The organism is Lactobacillus pasteurii DSM 23907 = CRBIP 24.76, from assembly GCF_000297025.1.
Lineage (GTDB): Bacteria > Bacillota > Bacilli > Lactobacillales > Lactobacillaceae > Lactobacillus > Lactobacillus pasteurii.
The window spans coordinates 114,313-130,077 of record NZ_CAKD01000013.1; the positions used below are offsets into that span (position 1 = coordinate 114,313).

Annotated in this window: 11 protein-coding genes; 10 read left to right on the forward strand and 1 reads right to left on the reverse strand. The window is 37.2% G+C overall.

The features are described from left to right. Positions 1 to 104: 104 nt before the first annotated feature. The 5 genes from BN53_RS09575 (at position 105) to BN53_RS03215 (ending at position 7,882) form a co-directional block, all read left to right on the forward strand. Positions 105 to 266 (forward strand): hypothetical protein, encoded by a 162-nt coding sequence (locus tag BN53_RS09575; protein ID WP_009559477.1) that lies wholly within the window; start codon positions 105 to 107, stop codon positions 264 to 266. After that, a complete protein-coding gene (locus tag BN53_RS03200; protein ID WP_009559478.1) occupies positions 263 to 493 on the forward strand; it encodes a hypothetical protein in 231 nt (76 codons plus the stop codon). The genes BN53_RS09575 and BN53_RS03200 overlap by 4 nt, the downstream gene beginning before the upstream one ends. A 142-nt stretch (positions 494 to 635) precedes the next feature. After that, positions 636 to 1,337 carry an ABC transporter ATP-binding protein gene (locus tag BN53_RS03205; protein ID WP_009559479.1) on the forward strand — a complete coding sequence of 234 codons (702 nt, stop codon included), beginning with the start codon at positions 636 to 638 and terminating at the stop codon, positions 1,335 to 1,337. Between the two features lie 9 nt (positions 1,338 to 1,346). Continuing rightward, positions 1,347 to 3,932 (forward strand): ABC transporter permease, encoded by a 2,586-nt coding sequence (locus BN53_RS03210; protein ID WP_009559480.1) that lies wholly within the window; start codon positions 1,347 to 1,349, stop codon positions 3,930 to 3,932. A gap of 224 nt (positions 3,933 to 4,156) precedes the next feature. Next, positions 4,157 to 7,882 carry a YSIRK-type signal peptide-containing protein gene (locus BN53_RS03215; RefSeq protein ID WP_009559481.1) on the forward strand — a complete coding sequence of 1,242 codons (3,726 nt, stop codon included), beginning with the start codon at positions 4,157 to 4,159 and terminating at the stop codon, positions 7,880 to 7,882. 53 nt (positions 7,883 to 7,935) lie between these two features. On the opposite strand, the gene BN53_RS03220 is transcribed toward BN53_RS03215, so the two are convergent. Beyond that, entirely contained in the window at positions 7,936 to 9,003 is a 1,068-nt protein-coding gene (locus tag BN53_RS03220) for an LLM class flavin-dependent oxidoreductase (protein ID WP_009559482.1), read from the reverse strand. A gap of 267 nt (positions 9,004 to 9,270) precedes the next feature. On the opposite strand from BN53_RS03220, the gene BN53_RS03225 reads away from it, so the two are divergent. The 5 genes from BN53_RS03225 (at position 9,271) to BN53_RS03240 (ending at position 15,679) form a co-directional block, all read left to right on the forward strand. Next, positions 9,271 to 10,683, forward strand: coding sequence for an FAD-binding oxidoreductase (locus BN53_RS03225; RefSeq protein ID WP_009559483.1), 1,413 nt, complete (start codon positions 9,271 to 9,273; stop codon positions 10,681 to 10,683). Between the two features lie 94 nt (positions 10,684 to 10,777). Continuing rightward, the gene (locus BN53_RS03230) at positions 10,778 to 11,455 is read left to right on the forward strand and encodes a PD-(D/E)XK nuclease family transposase (RefSeq protein ID WP_040537290.1); all 678 of its coding nucleotides are present in this window, start codon (positions 10,778 to 10,780) and stop codon (positions 11,453 to 11,455) included. 143 nt (positions 11,456 to 11,598) lie between these two features. Further along, complete coding sequence (locus tag BN53_RS03235) at positions 11,599 to 13,215, forward strand: peptide ABC transporter substrate-binding protein (RefSeq protein ID WP_009559485.1); 1,617 nt, start codon at positions 11,599 to 11,601, stop codon at positions 13,213 to 13,215. 132 nt (positions 13,216 to 13,347) lie between these two features. Continuing rightward, on the forward strand, positions 13,348 to 13,488 hold the full coding sequence (locus BN53_RS09580; RefSeq protein ID WP_009559486.1) for a hypothetical protein: 141 nt from the start codon (positions 13,348 to 13,350) through the stop codon (positions 13,486 to 13,488). Between the two features lie 370 nt (positions 13,489 to 13,858). After that, positions 13,859 to 15,679, forward strand: coding sequence for a DUF262 domain-containing protein (locus tag BN53_RS03240; RefSeq protein ID WP_009559487.1), 1,821 nt, complete (start codon positions 13,859 to 13,861; stop codon positions 15,677 to 15,679). The last annotated feature ends 86 nt before the right edge of the window (positions 15,680 to 15,765 follow it).

Genomic DNA, 15,765 nt, shown 5'->3' on the forward strand with positions numbered 1-15,765 from the left:
ATATCACTAATTTTTCTTTAGCCGATGTTGACTTAATGGGCACATGGTCTTCAAAAAATGCCTCTATGATATAAACCATAGTAAATCAGAAAGAGGTATTACAAATGAAAAAGAGAACAGTCATTGCAACCCTACCACTTTTATCAGCAGCCATCCTTGGCGGTGTTGCTGAATCAACTACTACTAACTACGTACAAGCAAGAAAACTAAACTTACAAAGCCAGCTAAAAAACCAGCCGGCAAAAAGCCTACTGGTAAGAAAATGAGTACTCCACCTAAAGCGGGTAAGGGCGGAGCTAATACTCAAAGCTATGATTACACCGGAACCTTGAGTGCAACCGTAAATGTTTCATCTGGTATTAAGTCGATTGGCAAGACAACCATTAAGAATTCTAAGTGGGTTGTAACTGGCAACTCAACTATTTCCAATTTGAATCTCGAAGATGGTGGTTCAATCGTCGATAGCCAAGGCAACAATGAATTTAAAAACTAAAAAATAATTCTTGAAATCATAAGCCACACAGAGTACGGAGATAAATTTTCCGTACTCTTTTTGAATTCCCTAAGAAATATTTTTTGCGAATATATGTAATAATATATGTAAAGGGTTACAAATTTGGATGAAGGTGAAAAAAGTGGCTTACATTGAAATTGTTAATTCAAGCAAAGAATATCATTCGGGAAATACTGTGATCGTCGCAAATAAAAATATTAGCTTTGAAGTTGAAAAAGGCAAATTAGTGGTGATCTTAGGTTCATCTGGTGCTGGCAAGTCCACTTTGCTCAATATTTTAGGCGGCATGGATACTAACACTAGTGGGAAGGTAATTATCGATGGCAAAAACATCGCAGAATATTCTGCTAAGCAACTAACGCAATATCGTCGAACTGATGTTGGTTTTGTTTTTCAATTTTATAACTTGATTCCTAATCTGACGGCTAAAGAAAATGTTGAACTAGCAGCTGAAATTGTCCCTAATGCAATGGATGCAGTAGAGGCTTTGCGTGCTGTTGGACTAGAACATCGTTTGAATAATTTCCCTGCTCAATTGTCAGGTGGCGAGCAGCAGAGGGTAGCGATCGCTAGAGCAATTGCCAAAAATCCTAAACTATTGCTGTGCGATGAACCAACGGGGGCGCTTGACTACAATACTGGCAAGCATGTCTTGCAGATTTTGCAAGATATGTGTAAAAGGCACGGCTCTACCGTCATAATCGTGACCCATAATGCTGCTCTTGCACAGATTGCTGATCAAGTAGTTAAGATTCATGATGGACAAGTAAGTGAGATTATCTTCAATGATCATCCCATGGGTATTAAAGATATTGAATGGTAGGTGAGCAAAATGAAGCATCGAGCAATTTGGCGTGATACTTGGCGAACGATTCTCAAGAGCCAAGGTAGATTTTGGTCATTATTGCTATTAGTAATGGTGGCTTCGTTTGCTTTAACCGGGTTGAAAATTACGGGATCCGACATGCGAGATACGGCCCGCAATTTTTACCAGGAGACTAAGCTGGCTGACCTAACCCTCACATCTAATTATGGCTTTGATCAAAAAGACCGCACTTTAGTCGAAAAAAAGGCGGGCAACTCTCAAATAGATTGGGGATACTTTCAAGATACAACCATTAATGGCAACAAGCAGCCACTTCGTTTATATTCTTTGACCAAAAATATTTCCAAGTACCAATTGGTCCAAGGAAAGATGCCGACGAAAGCAAATGAAGTTGCCATCTCTTATTTGCTAGCTGATAAATATCATTTGGGCCAAAAGCTAAAACTCGATCAACATCAACTACTTAAAAATTCCGAGCTAAAGGTAGTTGGTTTTGTCAGATCAAGTGAGCACACCAATAGTCTTGAAACGGGTGCTACTAATATTGGCGATGGCCAGCTAGCTGGTGTTGGCGTTATGACCAAATCAGCCTTTAAGTCAGGCAAGTATCTGATTGGCCGAATTCGCTTTAAGCAAACTGCTAAGCTAGACCCATATGCTAAGGCTTACACCGATTATGTTGCCAAAAAGCAAAAGGCTTTAGAGCAAGCTTTAGCTATTCGGGCCAAGACTAAAGAAAAGGCTACTAATGATGAAATCAAGCAGGCAGAAGTCAAGCTTGCGAGTGCCAAAAAAGAGTTAAAGACGCAAAGTCAATATGCAAAGCTGGATCCAGCTATAGCCAAAAAAGTAAATCAAGCTCAAAAAAAGCTCTCTAATCAAACAATGAAATTAGCCAAGACCAAGTTGCAAATTGCTAAACTAGGCAAGCCTAAATTTACCGTTAACGATCGCAATCAAGATAGTGGCTATACAACTTATCATTCTAATTCTTTAAAGATAGATTTGATTGCCAATGTCTTTCCGGCCTTTCTATTTGCAATCGCTGCTTTGGTGAGCTGGAATGCGATGACTAGATTTGTTGAAGAAGAACGGCTCAATATTGGTGCTATGAAGGCGCTAGGTTATAGCAATTTTGCCATTAGCACAAAGTTTGTCTTCTATGGTCTAATTGCGACTATTCCAGGCGTGATTATTGGTAGCTTGATTGGATCGTATTATTTACCGCGGAAAATTTTTACCGCTTATGCAATTAATTCAACCATGACGGGATTCGTCGCCAAATTCCCGTGGTCTGCCTTTCTAATCTCACTAATAATTTCGCTAATTTGTACAAGTGGAGCAGCGATTATTCAATTGCGTGTAACCTTTAAAAGTAAACCGGCTGCCCTATTATTGCCTAAACCTCCAACCCATGGCTCACGCATCTTGCTAGAGCGAATTACGCCATTATGGAAGAGACTTAGCTTTAATCGTAAAGTAACCATGCGCAATCTTTTCCGCTATAAGAGCAGAATGCTGATGACGATTTTTGGCGTGGCTGGTTGTACTGGACTACTGGTCATGGGATTTGGGATTAATGACTCGCTAAAAGGAATTAGTCAAAGACAATTTGATCACATAATTAATTATGATTTGTTAGCAGTTAAAGAAAATTATGTTTCCAATAAGGCCAAGAATCAACTTGATGATTTGCTAGCTTCAAAGAAAGTTCGCAAAGCATCTGCAATTCATTTTGAATCCTGGAAGAAAAAAATTAAGGTCGACACTGCTCAGCAGCAGATTTCAGTTATCGTAGCTAAGCCAAGCGACATCGCAAAATATTTCAAATTATATGATGCGAAAAGCCATCAAGCAATTACAGTGCCAAAAGATGGCATAGTTATTTCTGAAAAATTGGCTAAATTGTTAAATGCTAAGGTAGGGTCCAAAGTTAGCTTCAAAAATCATCAATTTAAGGTAGCTAAAATTACTGAAATGTATTTAGGACACTATCTATTGATGAGTCCAAAGCAATATCAGGCAAGTTTTGGAAAAAAGGCCAAGGCAAATAGCTATTTTATTAGTCTAAAAAATCATGGCAAAAATAGCGTCCATAATTTTGCTAGCGCCTTGCTGGATACAGAGGCAATTCAAGGAGTCAATATCAGTATCGATAATCGAATGATGATTGATGATATGATCTCCAGTTTGAATCAGGTTATGTTTTTGTTAATTTTGATCGCTGGAAGTTTAGCGGTTGTGGTTTTGTACAACTTGACTAATACCAACGTTGAAGAGCGGATCAGAGAATTATCGACTTTGAAGGTTTTGGGCTTCTTTGATAAGGAAGTAACGCTATATATTTACCGTGAAACAATTATTTTATCAATTATCGGGATTTTAGCTGGCTATGGCTGGGGTAAGTGGCTACACTTCTTCATTATCGATAATTTGCCACCGACTAATGCCATGTTTGATCCTAATACTTATTGGACTAACTACTTGTTATCAGCCCTGATTCCATTGACGATAACTTTTGTTTTGGCATTGATTGTCTACCGCAAGATCAAGACGGTGGATATGCTAGATGCATTGCAATCTGTTGAATAGTAATTATTTATTATTTCAATTATATATATTTTTATTTAAATCAACAAGCATTCATCAAAGGTGATTTTAGCCACGTGATGAGTGCTTTTTGTTCGCCTTTCTAAGAAAATTAATCACTGTCAATGTATACAAGTGTAAAAGCTTTGATTAGAGATAACAGGCGTTATATAATTAAAGTAAGAAGAGTAATATTGGACATTTTTTTCTTAGAAAGAGGCCCCAACATGAGATTTGAAAAGTATCCAAAATACACTTTAAGAAAGTTAACAATTGGCCTTACTTCAGTAATTGTGGGTACTATTATTTTAACAAGTCACAATGCTCATGCTGCTGAAGAAAATGTTGCGTCGATTGCTAATGTTGAAACAATGGAAAATGTTTTAAATAATAGCCCTAACACTCCGGTTGAAAATAACCAGAATATCGAAACTGCAAGTCAGCAGGCTGCTTCAAATGAAGCGACTATTAATGCAGTTGATGAAACGAATCTTTCAACTGACGATGGTATCCAAGCAGCTACTACACCAACTACCTTGCCAGTCGATCCCGATGCAAATCAGACAGCAGAAGATCCACTTAAATTAGATAAGCCAAGCGATATAAAAAGCGATCAGGATCCAACTAATCCGATCGTTAAAGAAGATACCAATGCTGAAGGCAAGCCAAATGATCAATTGATTGTTAGTGATGAAAAAGTTGCTAACCCTTCAGAATATGCAGTTTATTTAACTTTTAAAGATAAAGATGGTAAAGATTACACTACTGCGTACTTGAAAAATGGCAATTATACTGTTGAACTTGACTCAACTAAGATTGACTTTAGTACTCTGGTGCTTAATTTCTACTATAAAAGCACAGATACTGCTCATGAGACTAAGGCTAGTCTTCTGATGCGATTTAATTCAAACCTGAAAATTGATTCTTCGCGCCTAAATGGCGATATCACAATCAATTCTAAATCAGATTCGCCTTACCAATTAGTCTATCTAGCTAGCAACAAGTACATGACTTACGATGAATTAACAGCTGCTGGCAAAGACTTGAAGTCTGTTACTTATGCATGGTTTAGATGGGAAGAAAAAAGTAAGGGCAAAGTCTTAGCACCAGGGGATGTGTTGAAGTGGCAGATTCCAGTGTTATACACAGGTAAAACTGAAGGCGCTACTGCTGTTCAAGTGACTAATAATTATGGCGGAAAGCAGGGCCGTGGAGGCTGGGCCAACTTCAAATTCCAAGAGCTATATCCTGAAATTCCAGTTGATAAGCCATCTGATGTTCCAGTGGTTCAACCAGGAGAAGATGTAGATAGCCCAATGACTTTTGAAGAAGCGGTTGATCCAAGCAAGCTAGCTGAATGGCAGACTTTACCAAATAATTCTCAAGTAGTCGCTTATCTTAAATTCCAAGGCCTTGATGGTAAGGAATACGTCATGCCATATCTCAATGGCTTGACGCCAGAATTGCACCTTGATTACGACAAGATTGATCCTAATTCCTTTGAACTAGTATTGAATTACCGCAATACTTCTTCTACTAACGATGTCAGCTTCATTAGTAGTTGGAATTCAAAAGATTTCAAAGTTAATACAGATAAGATGGCAGCAGAGCCTGAACAAGTTACTGGCTCAGGCAAAAAGTATAACTTAACATACAAGCTTGGCGTCAATCCATATTTGACCTTTGCGGAATTTTTAAATAAAGCTGGCAGCCTTGATCGACTTGAGGGAGTTGCGATTAAGGATAAGATCAATAGCCGCGACTCTATTCAAGTCAAGATTCCATTGAAATACGTTGGAAATGGTCGCACTAGAGACAGTTTTGGCTTTTACACTAAGTATCAAAAAGTAATCTTTGATCGTGATCCAGCTGAGATTGCGATTGATCAGCCAACTGGCGGCCGCGACAATAACGATCATGACAGCACTAATCCAATTGTTTTGAAAAATTATGACCAAGTAAAAGATGCAGACTTAAGTAGGTGGTTTGAATACGCTAAGGGTAAAGCAACAATTTACCTTAAATTTAAAGGTAAGGATGGAAAAGACTACGTAACGCCATACTTAAGTGGTAGCGGCAGAAATGTTACTACGCCAGACTTCTTGATCGACTACAGCCAGATTGATCCAAATAGCTTAGAATTAGTTGTTTTATACCAAAATGGCGATGAAAACCATGATCCATACTTGCTAGTTGATTTCAATAAAATTTACGGCAAGACTGGTTACCAAGTAGATCCAAGCCGGCACGCAGATCTTAAGTGGACAGCAGAAAGTAAGTTGCATAATGACTATGAATTCTACTACTACTTGAATGATGGCAAGGAAAGATCGCTAGCTGAAACAGTTGCTGATAACATGACAGTTACTGATCTTCGCGGATTACGATTAAAGGGTAAGCAAATTGAAGCCAATGATTTGGTGAAATTCACTATTCCTTTGCTCTACAAGGGTGACCATGTTGACCGTGGCGGAATTGCCATGTCATCTTATAAAAATGGTGGTGGCATCTTAGATGTGCGTATGGCTAAGCCGATGTACAACTTTGATGAAATCAATATGTACTTGTATCCAACTGTTAAGTATGCTGATATTGATGAAAATGGCGAAATTGTTGCTAAACAGTGGATCCACAATGAAGAGCTCGACAAGATCTTAAATGATGCAATCAAAAATGGTGACTTAAGCTGGGATGATCTACTCATTTGGGATAACTATGGTCATCTTTTCAATGGCGGTGATGATTATGATCCATTTAGAACTGATTACACCGGCGTTTATGATCCAAGCGAAAGAACGATTTACAGCACCACTCAAACTTTTTTGAACTTGAAAGAAATTCAAAGGTACTTGTCAGTTCATGGCTACACTGTTCAATTTGCCAAGAATACTCACGCCGATGATCATCTAGAGCCGATGCAGATTTACGCATATGACAATAACCAATTGAAGATGTTGTATGAAGAAAATACCGGAGATGATAAGGGTGAAATTGGAAATCCTGATAATCCAACAGGCAAGAAGGCAATTCGCTTCTACTTCTCCGTAATCCCATCAATTATCGTCAATGATACGATTACTTACTATGCTGGCGATCCAAATAATCCTAAAGATGCAAACGGTAATTTCTACTGGGACCCACGCAATTTAGCAAGTCATGCTAATAATGTAAAGGACAAGATTGGTAGCAAAGATATCAATAAGGATAGTTTGCTAAAGGGTTACTACGATCCAGGTTACGATTCTAATAAGGGATTCAAAGTAGATGTATACAATGATCTGCCAAGACTGGATCCTTATGAAAAATTGGCTGATGGTTCATACAAATTAACGGTTACCATCTATGAAGAAAAAGATGATGGCAGTTTAGTTGAAGTGCCAAAAGTTGATTTGACTAGACCTGGTAAATATACGGTGATTTACAGCCGAGTATTCTATGGGGATGAAAGAAAGCCAGTTAGTGATTATGTTACAGCCGAAAAGCGTCTAGAAGCAGATAGTACTGGCAAAGCTGGTGAGTTAATTCTTAATAAGAGCCGGGTAATCGTTTTGCCAAGAGTAATTCCTACACCAGATCCTGACAATCCGGTTGATCCGACTACACCAGAAACCCCAGATAATCCAACTACAAATCCAGAGCTTCCACAAACTGAGACGGATGAAGAAAAGTTAACGGTTGAAGATCAAGATAAAGCTTCAAACCAAAATGGCAAAAATGATCAGGCAAAAGATGACAAAGTTACTGTTGATCATGAAAAGATCAAGCTGGTAGCTAAAGATGAAGAGAAAAATGCTGCTATTAGAGATTTAGCAACTGACTCAAATGCTCAAAAATTGCCAGAAACTGGCGAAAAGAAAAATCCAGTAATTTGGGGATTTATTCTAGCCCTAGTCAGTTTGCTAACATTATTTGGCATCGACCTACGGCAAAAAGATCAATCTAGTGAAAATTAATAGTAAAAAACGGAACGATCATTTTTTCGATTGTTCCGTTTTTGTATCTAATTTCACAAATCACTAGTGGTATATTTTTTAACCGCAGGGACAATTTTTTCGCCTAACATGTAAATTGTATCCATTACTTTTTCAAAAGGTAAAGCACCAAAATCGATTTCTGCCATGTAGCGTTGATTATTGAAAATTTCGTGTTGGTAGAGGATTTTTTCTAAAATTTCTTGTGGGCTGCCAAGCACCATTACATCATCTGGCTCGCTGCTATGTTCGAAAATCCGTTTATTGAAGGTATCGCCGTTAGCTAGCATAATTCCATTGTTTAGGTAAGGATAAAATTCTTCTTTAGCAGTTTCGGCATCTTTAGCAGTATATAGCAATCCAGCAGTAGTCAAAGGATAATCGTCAGGATTAAAGCCATTTGCTTCTAGACTGTTGCGCCAAGCATCAATTGATCGCTCAAAGATGCGAATATCGCCACCGAGCATAGCGATCATCATTGGCACGCCTTTTTTGCCAGCTTTAATTGCACTAGCGGCAGGTCCGCCAACAGCACGCCAAATTGGCATTTTGCCAGTCAATGGCCGAGGCAAGACTTCCGCATCCTCAAGTGGGGCACGGAATTTGCCTTGCCAAGTCACTTTTTCGTTTTCATTGATTTGTCTTAAGAGATCAAATTTTTCTTCGAAAAGTTCTTTATAATCATCGATGTTGTAGCCAAGTAGCTTGAAAAGCCCAACTCTAGAAGCTCGGCCAGCAGTAATTTCTGCTCGTCCGCCAGAGATTAGGTCTAAAGTCGCAAAGTTTTCGTAAATGCGAACGGGATCGGAAGTTGAAGCAATGGTAGCAGCTGAGCCGATCTTAATATTTTTAGTTTGCTGGGCAATTGCACCTAGAATAACGGCATGAGCCTGACTGACAAAGTATTCTTGATGACTTTCGCCTAAGTTGAAGACATCAAGTCCAGCCTCGTCGGCTAATTTTGCCATTTCGATAATTTGTTTAATTCGCTCTTGTGGCGAAATACGTTTACCCGTATGAGGATCAGGCATGTGCTCGCCTAAGGTATAAATTCCTAATTCTAAGCCTTTGCTTGGATCAATTCGAAAATCTTTCATGGACATGGATATAGCCTTCTTTCTGCTTTTACTTACTTTTAGTAAGTAAATTATAAAACGTGAAAATTAAAAATGCAAATAGAAAAAATTCCAACTTTTACCGTGCTATATTTGAAAATCATTTCACAAAGTTAAATACGTATTTTCCCGGAAAAATAAAATTTCTAGTATTTTCTATTTGCCATTTCACAAAAGCTGTGGTTAAATAACAAATGTAATGATAACGCTTTCATAAAATGAAAGATCCAAACTTAGAAAGTGGGAATAAAAAATATGAAGTACAATGAATTAACTGCTCAAGATATTGAAACTTTACGTGGCTTTATTGCTGATCCAGAACGCTTTATTACTGAACCTACTGAACACTGGGATCACGACCAATTCAAAGTTGTGCGTGCAATGCCAAAATTAGTTATTCAACCTGTAACTAACGAAGAAGTACAACAAGTTGTTAAATATGCTAGCGATCACCACCTTCCATTAGTACCAAGAGGTAACTCAACTGGTTTGATGGGTGCTAACTTGACTATCAAGGGTGGTATCTCACTTGACATGGTTAAGATGAACCAAGTTCTTGAATACGATCCTGATTCATTGACCATGACTGTGCAAGCAGGTATTCGTTTAAGAGACTTAGAAGCATACTTAGCTGATAAGCCATTTACTTACATGCCAGCTCCAGCCATGCACTGGGCTACTATCGGTGGTAATGTTGATACTAACGCTGGTGGTTTGAAGGCTGTTAAGTACGGCGTAACTCGTGAACACATCCGTGAATTAAAAGTTGTTTTGACTGACGGCAAGCTTTACAAGTTTGGTGCTAAGGCAGTTAAATCAGCATCTGGCTACTCAATGAAGGACCTTATTATTGGTTCTGAAGGTACTTTAGGTATCGTGACTGAAGTGACTGTGCGACTAGTTCCACGTCCTAAGAACAGCATCAACGCAATTATTCCATTCCCAACTTTAACCCAAGCAATTGAATCAGTTCCTGCAATTTTGGCTTCAGGTGTAATTCCTACAACTGTTGAATTTATGGGTCGCAAGGTACTTGATCTTTGGGAAAACTACTCAGGCCAAGAATTCCCAATTAAAGAAGGTAACGGCTTTATTATCGTAGGTCTTGATGCCTTCACTAATGAAGAAATTCAAGCAGAATTGAAAGAAATCTTGGAAGTTGTAAAGGAAAAGGGTGCTGGTGAAGCAATCGTCCTTAACGCTGATGATGAACAAGCTAAGTTGATCTGGAAGGCTCGTGAAGAATTGCTTCTAGCTATTCAAAAGTCAACTCCTAAGATGGACGAAGTTGACGTCTGTGTACCAATCAACAAGATTCCAAATGTTTTGAACAGAATCGAAGAATTGGAACAAGAGCTCAAGATGAGAATTCCTAACTTTGGTCACGCTGGCGACGGTAACTTGCACATTTACCTTTGCTCAGATGGAGACAGTGACGAAGTATACGAAGAAAAGTGCCACACTGTGATTAGCGAACTTTACAAGTTGACTAAGGAACTTGATGGTAACATGTCAGGTGAACACGGAATTGGTTATGCACGTAAAGATTTCTTCGATGACTTCTATGGTGAAGACTACACTAACTTACTACGTAAGGTTAAGGGCTTGCTTGATCCAAATGGTGTAATCAACCCAGACAAGATCTTCCCACTTGAACCAAAGAACTAAAATATACTAATGTGAAAATCGCGAATAATAAGTTTAAAGGATCTGTTGATATAGCAGGTCCTTTTTACTTTTTTGACATGCATAAATAGTATGAATGATAATAAAGCATAAATATTTAACATATAAGTTTTCTTTTCTTAAACTAAATGATATTGAAGTACAAGTTATGCCAGAAGATTTTTTGATTAACCGTGCAAATTTTTATTTATCGTTGCTTGATTTTGCTAAAAGGCCGACAGGTGAAAACTATGATAAGAACAAGGATGTAATTGTAATTTTTGTTTGTATGTTTGATCCCTTCAATGAAAATCAAAAGTTATATCATTTTCGTATGTATGACCCCAAGTTAAACATGGAGTTATCTCCTAATAGGCATATATTGTTTCTTAATTGTAAAGGAACTAAGTGTCGGGTGAATGCTAGTGTTCAAGGCTACATAGCTGCGATGAATGGAGATTTAAGTTCTACTGAACCATTGGTTCAGTCTGTAAAAAATGATCTTGAGAAAATCTCACATAATAGGATTGAGGTGGCAAAGATTATGGAATTAAAGGAAAAGGAACGAGTAAGAGCTCAATACTATAAAAAAGAAGGCATTGATATGGAACGTCTGGTTGGTGTGAAGAAGTTAATTCGCACTATAATCAGAATTTCTAATGATGATGCTACTGCCTTTAACGAAGCAAAAGCTCAGTACGGAGACTACTACACTGATGATCAACTAAAAGAATTCATTGCCGAAGCTAGAAACAGGACCTTGCAAGAAGCATGATATGCATAACTTTAGATAAAACTTGCAAAGTAGCGGAGAAATTTTCTTCGCTATTTTTATATTTCAAGGGTTATTTGTTGACAAAAAGTAAGCAAATTAGTAACATGTTTTTGTTAAAATTTAACAGTTAGATGGGGGATAAAATGAAGATTAAAACAATCGTTGCAACCTTGATCACTGCTTCTGCTGCTTTGATCTTGGCTGCTTGTGGCAATAACAAGCAATCTAACAATTCTACTTCAAATAAGGTTATTAATTCAGAAGTTAATGCAGAATTGCAAACACTAGATCCAAGTAAATATTCGGATTCATCAAGTTCTGAAGCAATTCAAAACTCATACGAAGGTCTATACGCTTTTAACCAAAAGAACAAGCCAGTACTAGCTGGGGCAGAAAAGGTTAGCGTATCTAAGGACAAGAAGGTTTACACTTTCGCTTTAAGAAAAAATGCTAAATGGTCAAATGGTGATCCTGTTACTGCTCAAGACTATGTTTTTGGTTGGCAAAGAACTGCTGATCCTAAGACTGCATCACCAAACACAAGTCGCTTTGCCTTTATTGCTAATGGCGAAAAGGTTTCTAAAGGGGATGTAAAGCCAAGTCAATTGGGCGTTAAGGCTTTGGGCAAGTACAAGTTGCAAGTTACTTTGCAGCAGCCAATTGCTTATATCGACGAATTGTTGACAGGTATTCCATTCTTCCCACAAGATAGCAAGTTGGTTCAAAAGTATGGCAAAGCTTACGGTACTTCTTCTGCTAAGGCAGTTTACAATGGGCCATTTACGGTTAATGGCTGGACTGGTTCAGATTTAAATTGGACTTACAAGAAGAACAAGTATTACTGGAATAAGTCAGCGGTTAAGTTGAACCAGGTTAATATGCAAGTTGTAAAAACTCCTAACACTGCTATCAACTTGTATCGCGAATCAAAACTTGATTATGTTCCATTAAGTGGTAACTTTATTAAGCAATACCAAAACAACAAGAACTTCCACAAGCAATTGACGCCAATGATTGGTTACTTCGGCTTTAACACTAAGCGCAAGACGACTGGAAATGTTCATGTAAGACGTGCAATTGGCATGGCAGTTGATAAGAAGCTTTTAGTTAAAAATGTTATCTACGCTGGTGCACCATTAAATGGTATTGTTCCTGCTAACTTTGCCTTTAATACAGCAACTGGCAGCGACTACCGCAAGGATGCTGGCGACATGTTGCCATATGATGTAACTAAGGCTAGAGCTGAATGGAAGCAAGCACAAAAGACTTTGGGTAAAAAGATTACTATCGAATTACTAACAAGTGATACTGATGAATCTAAGTTAGTTGGGGAATTTTTGCAAAGTAATTTAATGAAGAATTTACCAGGTTTGACAATTAAATTAAGATCTATTCCTCTTAAGTCAAGATTGGCATCAACGACCGCTTATAATTTTGATGTTGTTTATGGTACTTGGTCACCAGATTTTGCTGATCCTGTAAACTTCATTGCTGATGGTGGATCATACCACTTGTCAACTGATTACAAGAATAGCAAATATGAGCAAGACTTAGCCGATGCTGCTGGTAAGTATGCAACTGATCCTAAGAAGCGCTGGGATGCATTGATTGATGCTGAAAAGCAAGTTGTACAAAAAGATGCCTTCATGGTACCTGTTTACCAAGGTGGTCAAGCATACTTATTAAGTTCAAGAGTTAAGAATTTCCAAATTTCTCCTTATGGTGGAATTGTCTTCTACAAGAACGCTGAATTGAAATAAGAATATTCAATCAAAAAGGTCTCAAGAGTCTATAAATAGATTCTGAGGCCTTTTTTGGCGTTGATCTTTCTACCAAAATTTCAGGAATTAGGCTAAGATTAAGAGAGTCAGTAAAAGAAAGGTAGGGATGAAATGTCGAAAGATTACGGGAAAAACTGGGTCGAAATAACGCCTGGGTTGATCAGTATTTTGAGAAAGCGGAAAACTTATTTTGTCTTCGATTATAAAGTTAACGATGGCTATTTACTTGATCACTATTTAGTAAAGCATTAAGTTGCAGTAAAGTATCCCAAAAAGGGCGAGTTTGTTAATCCAAAATTTCCTAGCGTTGTTGCCTACCCGATAAGATTTATAGCTAAGGACGAAAAGAAAGTCCAAGTAGCCTTGGATGAATTGTACAAGCAATGTTTGTTGTTTGAAGATGGGCCTAATTATCGTGAAGCGATAAAGTTTATTTCAAAAGATTTTGCTAAGGAAGATAAAAGTATATAAGTTATTGAAAATCAAGTAATATCAGACCTATATAGCCAAGATGTATGGCTTTTATGGGTCTTTTTTGGTTATAATTATTGGTGAAAATTTATTGTATAGAATAGTCTTTTAATAAAGTCTGCAACTGTTTTTGAAGAAGGAAGATTAATCGATGAAAAAGATAGAAGGTTCACCAAAAAATCTCAAACAGCTTTTACAAAATACAAAATATTCCATTCATTATTATCAACGTGAATACATGTGGCAGAGAAAACATATTGAAGAGCTGATTGATGATTTGACTTCGGAATTCTTGAAGTATTATCATTCAAATGACTCGAGACCAGCGGTTGCTGATTACGGATCATATTTTATGGGTTCTATTGTATTAGCAGGAAAAGATAATGCGATTATTGATGGACAGCAGAGATTCACATCTTTGACGTTGCTTTTGATCTATTTGAATAATAGATTGAAATCGATTGGTCAGACTTATAATATGATTGAGACAATGATTTTTTCTGAATCTTTTGGAACAAAATCGTTCAATATAAATGTCGAAGATCGTCAAGAATGTATGGAAGCAATTTTTAATGACTCAGATTTCGATGTTACAGGTGCAGGTGAATCTGTCCGAAATCTGTACGGAAGATACCAAGATATCAATGAGATCTTTCCAGATGATATTACTGATGAAATTCTTCTTCATTTCTGCGATTGGCTTGCTGAGAAAGTATTTTTTATAGAAATTGTAGCAACTACAGAACAAGATGCACATAAGATCTTTGTTACAATGAATGATCGTGGACTAAGTTTGACTTCTACTGAGATGTTGAAAGGTTATTTGCTTTCAGAGATAAAATCTGACTCTATACGAGAAAAAATGAATGATCTTTGGAAAGATAGGGTTCTCAGCTTGAAGAAGGATGATGAGAAGGGTGACGAGACCTTTATTAAAGCATGGCTGAGAGCCCATTATGCAGAGACTATAAGAGAGACTAAGGTTGGTGCAGTAAATAAGGATTTCGATATTATTGGCGTGTCTTTCCATAGGTGGGTTAGAGATGAAAAGAGTAAATTAGGGCTAAATACTTCAGAGGACTTCGAGTTATTTATCAAAAAATTTGCTAGGTTTGCCGAAATATATGAATATATTCGCAAAGCAGAAACAACATATTCTGATGAAACTAAGTATGTATATTACAATGCAAGAATAAATTTCACTTTGCAACCATTATTACTTTTGGCGCCGATTTGTTATGAGGATTCGTGGTCGGTGATTACAGAAAAAATCAGCCTAGTAGCAAGATACATCGACGTCTTGATTATATCGAGAGTTTCAAATTATCGTTCAGTTGATTACAGTACAATAAAGAAAGCTATTTTTAAAGTAATAAAAGATATTCGGATGATAGATATTCCTACATTAAAGGCAAAACTTGATGCACAATATGTTGATTTAAATTTTGATCCTGTAAAGGCATTTACAGAGCTGAAATTGAATAGTTTTACAAAGAGATATATCAAAAATATTTTGGCACGTGTGGCTGGATATATTGAAGAACAGACAGGCATAGCTTCAAATTACTGCAATTACATGGATACTAATACAAAGAATCCATATGAAATTGAACATATAATTCCAAACCATTATGAATGGTATATATCCGAATATAATGATCCAGATGACTTTAAACGATGGAGAAATAGTGTAGGAGCACTATTACTTTTGCCAAAGAGTATCAATGCAAGTCTTAATGATTCTAAGTATGATTACAAGCTTACTAAGTATTGTTCCAATGAGGGTAATATTTATACTGAGTCTCTTGGTGATATTGCATATCAGAACAATCCTAAATTTAAAAAGTTTATTGCAGAACATAATCTAGGTTTTGAATCATACGATAACTTTGGAAAAGATGAAATCAAAAAGAGAACATCTGTATTAATACAACTGGTTAAACTTATTTGGAATGATGAGATGTTCAAGTAATCACAATAGGCATGCAAAAAGGCCCCTAGAGCGTTTGATCGACTCTTGGGGCTTTTTGTAATGTGTGACATGGACAGGTTATAGTT